We start from the raw sequence: 8,055 nt of genomic DNA, 5'->3' as shown, positions 1-8,055 counted from the left end.
ACGGCCTGGGGGGCGGCGGTGGCGATGGCATTCACCAATCCCTCCCCCGGGGGGGGCGGGGGGGCCCCAGGAGCCGCCCGCTCCGCGGAACGAGGTGGGCGAAAGGCGCCCCATCGAGGACCGGCCGCTGTAAAAGAGCCTCAGGCGTACAGGTGGAGCCAGGCGGAGAAGAGGACCATGCTGGAGCGGGAGTGGGTGTGGGTCTGGTGTTCCAGGTAGGTGTACTGCTTCGTACCGGGCAGGCGGGAGAAAAGCCGTTCGACCGTGGCGGCCGGGCAGGTGTCGTCCGCGCCGCCGGAGGAGAGCATGACAGGCATGCTCAGCCGGTGGGCATGGCTCACGGTGTCCACCAGGCCCAGACGGCGCCAGAACGCCTCCGGTTCGACCTGGCCCCGGACCGGACGCAGCAGACCGTACGCCTCCCCGTTCAGGCCGGTGTGGGGAAAGTCCGTGAGGAAGGGCAGGTCGGCGCAGACGCAGCGCACCCGCTCCGGCCCCAGAAGGGAGGCGAGCAGCAGGGAGCCGCCGCCCCCCTGGCTGGTACCGAAGAAGGACAGGCGGTCAGACAGCACATCGGGCCGCTCCAGCGCCCAGCGCACAGCCAGCAGCACGTCGGACAGCCAGTCCTCATAGCCGCCCGGCGCGCCCAGGGCGGTGTTGGGCAGCACGGGCCAGTTCCGGTCAGGCAGGGCCAGGCTCCAGTCCGCGCCGGAGGGGGTCACGTAGCCCAGAGGGGAGACGTGAAGAATATGGAAATTCTGGTCGCAGAGCTGGGGGTGCAGGCTCATAAATCCACCGTATCCCGGCAGGTTGATGAGCAGCGGCGCCGGCGTCTTGAGCGCGGGCTGCCAGTAGCCGTAGAAGGCCCTGCGCCCGTCGGAGGCCGTGAAGCGCACATACCGGTTGACCAGGGTATTGGGGCAGTTGCCGAAGGGCTCGGTAAGAGGGTCGTACGCAAGGCATTCGCCCTGTACGCGGACCTGCCGCGTCCGCTCCAGCAGTGCATCGCACCAGGCATCCACCTGCTCCGGCGCGGGGTAGTAACCTGTTACAGCTTCCATAGCGGCTCACTCCCAGTCTGCATTCGATTCATGCGCGTTTTTTCTTTATTATAACAGCAATTTCACTTGTACCCAACGGTATAGTTCGCTTATAATTAGCATGAAACGGTTACAAACTGCGTTTTTTGTCCGATGGAGGGAGGGGAAACGATGCATATCCCACAGTCGCTGTATTCTTCCATGCGCCTGATCTTTTTGTATGTGGATCGGTATGTCTTCCGCAGGGGATGGGCGTACCCGGAGAGTTACGTGCCCTACTGCATGCTGCGCTATATCCTCAAGGGCAGCGCGGTGTTCCGGGTGAATGGGGAGGAGTACCTGGTAGGGGAGAACGAGATCTTTTATATCCCTGAGGGCTGCCAGCTGGAGTGTCATGCCCTGGGCGAGGAGTTCGAGTTCATCTCCATCCGCTTCACCGTCACGGTCCAGCTGGACGGCAGCGACTTTTTGGCGGAGTACTTCCACATCCCCCGCGTGACCCGGGGAGCGGACGGGGAAGTGCTGGGGTATTTCCAGCAGGTGTACCAGAACGCAACCACCCAGAATTCCGGAAAGCTCTTCCGCATCCGGGGCAACCTGGAGCTCATCCTGGCCTGGCTGGTGGAACGGACGCCGGAAGCCCGGGTCGAAGAGAGCGAGCTGCCGGAGGCCGACTTTTCGGTGGAAGGCCTGCGCCGCCGGGAGAACCGGTCCCATTCCATCAAGCGGGACCCCCGTATCCAGGTGGTGGTGGACTATCTGGTGGCCCATCCGTCGGAGCCCTTCGACTCGGAATTTCTCTGCCGGATGGCGGATATGAGTCCCTCCTCCCTGCGGAGGCTGTTCAGGGAGCATACCGGAAAGTCCCCCGGGGCCTTTGTCAAAGACCTGCGCATGATGACGGCGGCCCGCCGCCTGCTGGTCACCAACGAGCGCATTTCCACCATCGCTTATGAGGTCGGGTTTGACGACGCCAACTACTTTGCCCGCATCTTCAAATCGGTCTTCGGTGTCTCGCCTCAGGAATACCGCGCGGCGTCCCGCGCCTGAGGCAGAAATAAAACGATTATATCATAAGCGTTTTATGCTATCTTTTGGTAATTTTTGCTCTATGAAATACACTGGGGAGTTTTATAATGAGGGTGCAGACAAAACCAACAAAAAGCCGATTGAAGTGAAGGAGGAAATTATGAAAAAAGCACTGTCTTTGCTCCTGGCCAGCGTGATGCTACTCACCTGCCTTGCCGCCTGCGGCAACAGCTCCACTCCCTCCGGCAACAGCGATACGCCGCCCGCAACCGCTCAGACCGGCGGCGCTCCGGAGACCGGCTCCGGCGAACCCGCCGCGCTGGAAGGTGAGATCACCTTCTGGCATTCGTTTACCCAAGGGCCCCGGCTGGAGACCATCCAGGCGGCCGCCGACCAGTTTATGGCCGACAACCCCGGCGTGAAGATCACGATCGAGACCTTCTCCTGGGCCGACTTCTATACCAAGTGGACCACCGGCCTGGCCTCCGGCAATGTGCCCGATATGTCCACAGCGCTGCCCAACCACGTGGTAGAGATGATCGATGCCGACGCCATCATCCCCATGGACAACCTGATCGATTCCATGGGCCGGGACCGTTTCTATGAAGCCCCCCTTGTCGAGATGACCGCCGAGGACGGGCACTGCTACGCAGTACCTCTGTACTCCCACGCGCAGGTTATGTGGTACCACAAGGATCTGCTGGAGAAGTACAATCTGGAGGTCCCCACCACCTGGGATGAGCTCTACGAGGCGTCCAAGATCATTACCGAAGGCGAGGGCGGCAACGCTTACGGCACTTCCGTCCCTATGGGCACCAACGATATGATGGCCACCCGCTTCCTGAACTTTTATGTCCGCAGTGCGGGCGAGACCCTGCTTACCGAGGACGGCAAGGCCAATCTGACCAGCCAGGCCGCTATTGACGGCATCAACTACTGGGTCAAGGTGTACAAAGACTGTTCCCCCACGGACTCCATCAACTTTAACGTGCTGGATCAGGCCACGCTGTACTACACCGGAAAAATCTGCTTTGACTACAACTCCGGCTTCCAGATCGGCGGTGTGGAGACCAACGCGCCCGAGCTGTTGGACCAGATCGACTGCGCCCCCATGCCCACCATCAACAAGGGCGATCCCCAGGTAGGCTATGAGACCTCCAACATCCCCATGGTCATCTGGAAGAACTCCGCGCACCCCGAGATCTGCGAAGCGTTCATCAAATATCTGTATGAGCCGGAGAATTACGTGCCTTTCCTGCTGTCCGTCCCCGTGGGTATGCTGCCCGCGCTGAAGGAGATCGCCGATAACGAGCAGTTCCTGTCCGACCCCATGGTGCAGAAGTTCTCCCATGCAAAGGACGTCATCAGCAAGGCCGTGGGCGAGGGGACTGCCATCGGTATGGAAAACGGCCCCCGTCCCGAGGCAGGTCTGCTGACCAGTCAGGGCGTGATCGAGAGCATGTTCCAGGATATCGTCATCAACGGGACACCCGTGGAGCAGGCGGCGAAGGCGGCCGAGGATAAGCTCAACGACCTGTTTGAGACCGTTGGGTGACCACGGATAAATGACCCGAACGACCGGCGGGGGCGACCACTCGCCCCCGCCGGTTTCCTGAGAGGGGGTTTACTATGAGATTGAATAACCGCTATCGGACGAAGATTGCCGGGTTCTGCTTTATCCTGCCGGCGCTGCTGGTGGTGGGCCTGCTGCTGCTGTATCCGGTGATTTCCAGTATTTTTTACAGCTTCACCTCCAAACACCTCATCAAACCCGGATATGATTTCGTCTTCTTTGATAACTATATCAAGATCCTCACAGACAAAGACTTCTGGATGTCCTTCCTGACCAGCGTGAGGTGGACGATCGTCTCACTGATCGGACAGATCGTCGTGGGCTTTACCGCCGCCCTGGCGCTGGAGCGGATCCGTCACGGCAGGGGGATCTACCGCACGCTGCTGATTATCCCCTGGGCGTTCCCGTCTATCGTCATCGCCCTGTCTTGGAAGTGGATTTTAAACGGCGTATCCGGCTTTTTGCCCAATTTCCTGGTAAAGATCGGGCTGTGCCAAAGCGCGCCCCAGTTTTTCAGCAGCGGGGGGCTGGTGTTTCCTACGCTGGTGTTCATCAATATCTGGTTCGGCGCGCCGCTGATCATGGTCAACGTGCTTTCCGCGCTCCAGACGGTCCCCAAGGACCAGTATGAGGCCGCCCAGCTGGACGGCGCGTCGCCGTGGCAGTCGTTCATCCATATCACACTGCCCCATATCCGGGTAGTGGTAGGCCTGCTGGTGGTGCTGCGCACGATCTGGGTCTTTAACAACTTCGACACGATCTACCTCATCACCGGCGGCGGGCCGGCCAACCTGACCCAGACGGTGCCCATCTACGCCTATAACGTGGGCTGGGGCCTGAAGCAGCTGGGGCGTTCCTCGGCCGTCACGGTACTGTTGCTGATCTTCCTGCTGATTGTATGCATGTTCTATTTTAAGATTCTGGATAAATGGGAAAAGGAGGGGGCCTGATGGGACGCAAACGCCTGCTGAAGCGCGGCTGGTTCGGTGATACCGTCAGTTATCTTTACTTGACGGTTTTAGCCATCGTCGCAGCTTTTCCGCTGATGTGGATCCTGCTCTCCTCCGTGAAGGGCAAAGGGGAAATGATCGGAGATCCCACGGCCTTTTTCCCCAAGACGCTCACCCTGGATAATTTCCGCACCGTGATTGGGCAGCTCCATTTTGGATCCAATATAGGCAACAGCATTGTTGTAGCGGTCTCCACTACTCTGATTGCCATCACGGTTTCCGCGCTTGGGGCCTACGGTGTGGTCCGTTTTTTTCCCAAATTCGGCAAGATCATGACCCGTGTCCTAATCACCACCTACATGTTCCCGCCGATCCTGCTGGCGGTGCCCTACTCCATCATCATGGGCCAGGCCGGGTTGATGAACAGCCGGGTGGGCCTGGTTATCGTGTACCTGTCCTTCTCGGTCCCCTACGCGATCTGGCTGCTGGTGGGCTTCTTTCAAACGGTGCCGCTGGAGATCGAAGAGGCGGCCCGGGTGGACGGGGCCAACAAGCTGCAGGTCTTCGGCCGGGTCGTGTTGCCCATCGTGGCCCCCGGACTGGTAGCGGTGGCCATCTACACCTTTATCAATGCCTGGAACGAGTTCCTCTATTCCCTGATCCTGATGAACTCCAGCGAAAAAATGACGGTGGCGGTGGCGCTGAAGTCCCTGGAGGGCCAAGAGGTATTGGATTGGGGCGTTATGATGGCAGCTTCCGCCATGGTGGTGATCCCCTCCGTCATCTTCTTCATGCTCATACAGAAGAAGATCGCAGGCGGTCTGGCGCAGGGTTCCATCAAGTAGGGTTTTCATGCCGTATTTTCTATAGGGAGGAATTGTTATGAAAAACATCGGCTACGCCATCGTCGGCACCGGCTATTTCGGCGCGGAGCTGGGGCGCATCATGAATACGCAGGAAGGGGCCCGGATCGTGGCCGTCCTGGACCCGGAAAACGGGGAGACCGTTGCCAAAGAGCTGAAATGCGACTGCGAGACCGATCTGGATACGCTCTGCGCTCGTGCGGATGTGGATGCGGTCATCGTGGCTACCCCCAACTACCTGCACAAGGACCCCGTCCTGACGGCGGCACGGCATAAAAAGCACGTTTTCTGCGAAAAGCCCATTGCCCTGAGCTATGCGGACTGCGACGAGATGGTGCGCGCCTGTCAGGAAAGCGGCGTTGTCTTTATGGCCGGTCATGTGATGAACTTTTTTCGGGGCGTGCGCCATGCCAAACAGCTGATCGCCGAGGGCAAGATCGGCAAGCTCCTTTACTGCCACTCCGCCCGCAACGGCTGGGAGGAACCCCAGCCTTCCATCAGCTGGAAAAAGCTTCGGTCTAAGTCCGGCGGGCACCTCTATCACCACATCCATGAGGTGGACTGCATCCAGTTCCTCATGGGACATGCTACCGAAGTCACCATGACCGGCGGGAATGTGGCGCATCAGGGGGAGCGGTTCGGTGATGAAGATGATATGCTCTTTCTGCTCATGGAGTTTGGAAACAACACCTATGCTGTGGTTGAGTATGGCTCCGCCTTCCATTATCCGGAACATTATGTGCTGATCCAGGGAACGGAGGGGTATATCCGCCTGGATATGTGTAATGCCGGGATGACTGTAAAGACCGTGGACGGCCCGGAGGAGCACTTCCTGCTCCATGAGAACCAGGCGGAGGATGATCAGCGTACCTACATTTACCACAGCACCGAGATGGACGGCGCCATCCAATACGGCCGGCCGGGCAAAAAGCCGCCGCTGTGGCTGCACGGCATCATGAAGAATGAGATGAGGTTCTTTAACGGCATCATGCATGGCGAACCCGTCACAGACGAGTTCCGGCCGCTGCTGACCGGCGAGGCGGCCCGGGCCGCCATCGCCACCGCAGATGCGGCGACCCGCTCCCTGCGGGAGGACCGGAAGGTCAAGGTCTCCGAAATCATCGGCTCCTCCCTGTAGCGGGGGCCCGCCGGCCGCAGGTGCGGCCATTCGTCCGGAGGAAATCTTCTGCGTGCTCAGTCGTAAGAGCACTGCTTTCACGGTATAGGGCCCTGCACCGGCGCCTTCCCCTGGGAGAGATCACTCTGCCAGGGGAAGGCGCCGGCTGCCTCTCAGCGTGTCCCACCCCATGGCGCAGCGCAGGGACGGTCGGGAAGAGGACCGCTTTTTCCTTTGACGGGACAAGGAAAATCGATTATACTGAAAGCAGAAGAGGAGGTGTCCTTATGAAACACATCGTCATTACCATCGGCCGGGAGTATGGCTCCGGCGGACGGCTCATCGCCCAGCGGCTGGCGGAGGAGCTGGGCGTCACCTTTTATGACAAGCAGCTCATCGCAGAGGTAGCCAAGCGGACCGGGTTTTCCGAGCACTTTGTCCGGGATGCCGAGCACCAGCGGCCCACCAACAGCTTCCTGTACGACCTGTACTGCGCCGTGCAGACCCCGTCCGTCCCCGACCAGATGTTCATCGCCCAGGCCAAGGTCATCAAGGAGGCGGCGGCCCGGGAGTCCTGCGTCATCGTGGGCCGCTGTGCGGACTACATCCTGCGGGAGGAGCCGTACTGCCTGAAGACCTTCGTTTACGCCCCGCTGGAGCAGCGCGTGCGCCGGGCCCGAGAGGCGTACAACGTGGAGCAGCCCAATCTGGAGAGCTATGTACTGCGGCAGGACAAGGCCCGCGCTTCCTATTACAATTATTTTGCCACCGGGCGGTGGGGGGACAGCCGGGAGTACGATCTGTGCATCAACAGCCGCATCGGCATTGACGCAGCGGTGGAGGTCGTAAAGACCGCCGCCTGCGGCATGGCGGGGGAATGACGGCGCGGCCGACCGTGCCGGAGGCGCAGGTGCGGGCGACGCTGGAAAGGCTGCGGGCCGACCATATGCAGGCCCAACCCGTACCCCGGACCGGGCGGGGGCTGGCCGCGCCCTGCGCCAAGCTGGGCCGCTGCGTGGCTCTGTGGACGATCCCGACCCGGCCGCAGGCTGTATGTGCCCGGCACGGCGGTGCTGCAGCTACCTTCTGGTGGGCCGTCAACGCATCCGGGGACGCATCCGGGTCGTCCTGGCCGGAGAGCCTCTGGGATCTTGAGCGGGCGGCGGCACGGAGAACCTGGCGCGGAGTCTTTTTTGGCAAGCGAAAGGCTGCGGAGCATTGCTTTCTCTGCAATGCTCCGCAGCCTTTTTATGGGCTGTTCTGCGGGAAAGTTTACTTCAGGCTGAGGATCTCGCGGGCCTCGTCGGGCGTGGCGACTTCCTTGCCGAACTCCTCGATGACGCGGCGGGCGCGGTTGACAAACTGCACGTTGCTGTCGGCCAGCTTGCCCTTGGAGTACATGACGTTGTCCTCCATGCCGACGCGGATATGGCCGCCCAGGGCCACCGCGCCGTAGAGCATGGTCATGGCGGAGTGCCCCACG

Annotated in this window: 8 protein-coding genes; 6 read left to right on the top strand and 2 right to left on the bottom strand. The window is 60.6% G+C overall.

Annotated features, from left to right (window positions below):
* Positions 1 to 140: 140 nt before the first annotated feature.
* Entirely contained in the window at positions 141 to 1,061 is a 921-nt protein-coding gene (locus NE547_RS17730) for an acetylxylan esterase (RefSeq protein WP_256176594.1), read from the bottom strand.
* Positions 1,062 to 1,211: 150 nt separating this feature from the next.
* Here NE547_RS17730 and NE547_RS17725 point away from each other — a divergent pair, with 150 nt between their 5' ends.
* The 6 genes from NE547_RS17725 (at position 1,212) to NE547_RS17700 (ending at position 7,453) form a co-directional block, all read left to right on the top strand.
* Positions 1,212 to 2,090: an AraC family transcriptional regulator gene (locus tag NE547_RS17725; RefSeq protein WP_186908730.1), complete on the top strand. Its 879-nt coding sequence runs from the start codon at positions 1,212 to 1,214 to the stop codon at positions 2,088 to 2,090.
* Between the two features lie 139 nt (positions 2,091 to 2,229).
* The gene (locus NE547_RS17720) at positions 2,230 to 3,624 is read left to right on the top strand and encodes an ABC transporter substrate-binding protein (RefSeq protein ID WP_256176593.1); all 1,395 of its coding nucleotides are present in this window, start codon (positions 2,230 to 2,232) and stop codon (positions 3,622 to 3,624) included.
* 74 nt (positions 3,625 to 3,698) lie between these two features.
* Positions 3,699 to 4,592: a carbohydrate ABC transporter permease gene (locus NE547_RS17715; protein WP_256176592.1), complete on the top strand. Its 894-nt coding sequence runs from the start codon at positions 3,699 to 3,701 to the stop codon at positions 4,590 to 4,592.
* Positions 4,592 to 5,437 carry a carbohydrate ABC transporter permease gene (locus NE547_RS17710; protein ID WP_370866864.1) on the top strand — a complete coding sequence of 282 codons (846 nt, stop codon included), beginning with the start codon at positions 4,592 to 4,594 and terminating at the stop codon, positions 5,435 to 5,437. The genes NE547_RS17715 and NE547_RS17710 overlap by 1 nt, the downstream gene beginning before the upstream one ends.
* A 37-nt stretch (positions 5,438 to 5,474) precedes the next feature.
* Positions 5,475 to 6,593: a Gfo/Idh/MocA family protein gene (locus NE547_RS17705; protein WP_256176591.1), complete on the top strand. Its 1,119-nt coding sequence runs from the start codon at positions 5,475 to 5,477 to the stop codon at positions 6,591 to 6,593.
* Positions 6,594 to 6,859: 266 nt separating this feature from the next.
* Positions 6,860 to 7,453, top strand: a complete 594-nt coding sequence (locus NE547_RS17700) for an AAA family ATPase (protein WP_186909079.1) — start codon at positions 6,860 to 6,862, stop codon at positions 7,451 to 7,453.
* Positions 7,454 to 7,844: 391 nt separating this feature from the next.
* On the opposite strand, the gene NE547_RS17695 is transcribed toward NE547_RS17700, so the two are convergent.
* A partial coding sequence (locus NE547_RS17695) for a 3-keto-5-aminohexanoate cleavage protein (RefSeq protein WP_256176590.1) occupies positions 7,845 to 8,055 on the bottom strand: 211 nt, incomplete at its 5' end.

The organism is Flavonifractor sp. DFI.6.63 (assembly GCF_024462255.1).
Taxonomy (GTDB): Bacteria; Bacillota; Clostridia; order Oscillospirales; family Oscillospiraceae; genus Lawsonibacter_A; species Lawsonibacter_A hominis.
Note: the sequence above shows the minus strand (reverse complement) of the source record. Positions and strands in the feature narration are given on the sequence as shown.